Origin of the sequence: Nocardia amamiensis NBRC 102102, from assembly GCF_001612745.1 — a bacterium.
Classification (GTDB): Bacteria; Actinomycetota; Actinomycetes; order Mycobacteriales; family Mycobacteriaceae; genus Nocardia; species Nocardia amamiensis.
Map to the genome: position 1 here is coordinate 1 of NZ_BDBA01000383.1, position 2,555 is coordinate 2,555.

Sequence of the window (2,555 nt, forward strand, 5' to 3'; positions counted from 1 at the left end):
CCCGCCTCGCCGACCGCTACGGCCGCGGCCGCAGCTGAGCCCGGACCCGGCGCGCACCCCAGAGCCGCGCGGCCAATGCAGAGCGCGACGAACGTCAGCGGTCCTGCGTCGCATTGTGCCGGTGCCGTCGGCGCGCGGCGTCCAGCTCTCGGCGCCAGGTGGTGCCTTCCTCGGCCAGCCGCCGTTGCAGCGTCCGTGGTCCCACAGCCAAGCGGCGGGCAACGGATTCCAGTGCAACCGTGTCGTCGGCCCAGGCCGCGTCTATCGCGGTCGCGACCCGCTCGCACCATGCGGATCCGCCGGTCGGTTCGCTCAGCCTGCGTTGCCGGAACTCACGGGGTGTCTCGCCGTACCGCGCTTTGAATGCGGTGGAGAACCAGGTCTCGGTCAACCCGCAGTATGCCGCCACCTCGCCGATGGTCGCGGTCTGTCCGGGCCGGGTGAGCAGGTCGCGTGCGGCACGTAGAGCCGTGTCCTGTCGCACCTCCCGATACGTGGTGCCCGATTGCTGTAGCGCGAACCGCAGTTGCCGGGAAACGGCATGGTGACGTCCTCGACGAGGTCGACCTCGCCGGAGGGATCCGGAATGTCGTCGATGAGTTCGGTGACGATTCGCCCGATCCGGGGTTCGAGCGCGGCGACCCGGGCGGGGCTGAATGCCTGGCCGATCGTCTTTTTCAGCCTGCGATGATCGGCACCGTCCATATTCAGCATGTGATCGATGTCGGTGAAGGCGCGCATCGGCCAATCCGCCGGAATCGTGCCGTCGTGCAGTGCCGGGCAGTTGCGTGCATTCTTGCTGAACACCGTGCCGTCGGCCGCGAGGATTTCACTCACCGCCTGGTAGCTCACCGCAATCCAGGCCGAGACGTTGCCGGGCAGTTCGATCGGAACCACGGGACCGCGTCGGCAGATGCGATCGAACGTATCGAACACCGGCTCGCCAGCGGTCGGCAACTGAATGACGGACTCGGTCATAGTGTCTCCCAGGGTTCATTCGGTCATACGAGACCGTGTCGGCGCGTGCCCGCACAGTGTCGGTCGCGGTCGTGCACCGGAACATGCGAACCGTAATTCGTTGCCTCGCAACGAAACTTTGACGCCGCGGTACCAAAGTTCGGGTTGCTTCGCGAATCCCTTGCGTCGGCGCGACCGGCACCGGGCTCACCGCGGGCGGCGGCGGACACATACGACCCGCGGTGCGGGTCGGCAGTCGTCTCGAGTGCGAAGGCGCCTGTCGGCAGGTATTTCGACGTGGCCGGTCGGTGTGCCGCGGATTGCCCGTTCCTCCGCGATCAGGGCGAGGATGCCGGCGCCGGTCAAGATCGCCTCGGCTCCCGCGGCAGAACCGACACTTCATTCGGCGAGCGTCAGGCACAGGCCATCCGATGCCATCCGGACGATGGCGACCGGGAACAGTCTGCGCACCGCCGCCACAATGCCGAATCCGCCATGCCACTGGGTGATTCCGGCGGGAGCGACCACCCCGCCCGACCGGTCGATCGGGCTCGGACAGGCGATGCCGACCGCGGTGATCTCATCGTCTCCGGCGACATCGAGCAGGAGATCTCGGCAGGCGTCCCAGACCCCGTCCGCCGGTACCGGTATCCGCCGGATGTCCCGCGTGCCGATGCCAGCGGCCACCCGGCTCGCGGCGAATCCGGCCGCGCCGATCTCCAAAGCCAGAACTGTCATGAATCAGCCACCGCCACCAGGTCTTTCGGACTCGTCGGGCAGCACGGGTAACTCGATGGCCGTCTCGGTCACGATGCCTCCATGGTCGATCGAATGCTGTTCCAGCACGCGTGCGCTTGTCCGGAACAGTGTCGATCGCAGAGGTCTGGCGGTTCATTCGAACGGGCATTCTGTGCCGCCGAACGCAGATTCTCTGCCCCGAAACGAAAACGGGTGCACGGTCAGCGGGTAAGCAGTAAGCCTTTCCAGAAGCCGGGTTCAGGCGGAGGCTTGGCGGCGGCGAGGACGGCGGCGAGGACGGCGGCGGTGAGCTGCACGGCTTCGGAGAGTCGCACGGCTCGGCGCAGGTCGTGGACCGTTGGGGCGGGGCCGTCGCCGAGCAGTGGACGCATTTCGGTGCCGTGCGGGTACTGGGTGCGCCCGCCCAACCGGACGCCGAGCGCCCCCGCCATCGATGCCTCGACCACACCCGCGTTGGGGCTTGGATGCCCGGCGGCGTCGCGGCGCCAAGCCCGCAGCGCCGCCGCGGGACGTCCACCGACCAGCGGTGCGAGCGCGGCGGTGAGCAGGCCGGTGAGGCGGGCTGGGAGCAGATTGGCCACGTCGTCGGTGCGCGCGGCGGCCCAGCCGAAGCGCCGGTAGCGCTCGTTGCGGTAGCCGACCATCGCATCGAGGGTGTTGATCGCGCGATACCCCAGTAACCCGGGCACACCGGCCACGGCGCCCCAGACCACCGGAGCGACGGCCGCATCAGAAGTGTTCTCGGCGATGGATTCGAGCGCGGCGCGCGCGAGTCCGTCCGCGTCGAGCGCCTCCGGGTCGCGACCGCACAGCGCAGGCAGCAGCGCGCGAGCGCCGTC

4 protein-coding genes are annotated in these 2,555 nt (G+C 68.8%); all 4 read right to left on the bottom strand.

Translation table 11 applies throughout. The features are described from left to right. Positions 1-94 precede the first annotated feature (94 nt). A complete protein-coding gene (locus NA4_RS43140) occupies positions 95-484 on the bottom strand; it encodes a helix-turn-helix transcriptional regulator (protein WP_245671795.1) in 390 nt (129 codons plus the stop codon). Then, positions 388-978 carry a cytochrome P450 family protein gene (locus NA4_RS43145; protein ID WP_067481019.1) on the bottom strand — a complete coding sequence of 197 codons (591 nt, stop codon included), beginning with the start codon at positions 976-978 and terminating at the stop codon, positions 388-390. The genes NA4_RS43140 and NA4_RS43145 overlap by 97 nt, the downstream gene beginning before the upstream one ends. Positions 979-1,356: 378 nt before the next feature. Next, positions 1,357-1,695, bottom strand: coding sequence for an ROK family protein (locus tag NA4_RS37885; RefSeq protein WP_067481022.1), 339 nt, complete (start codon positions 1,693-1,695; stop codon positions 1,357-1,359). Positions 1,696-1,916: 221 nt separating this feature from the next. Further along, the coding region (locus NA4_RS37890) for a CobD/CbiB family cobalamin biosynthesis protein (RefSeq protein ID WP_067481026.1) at positions 1,917-2,555 on the bottom strand (639 nt) is incomplete at its 5' end.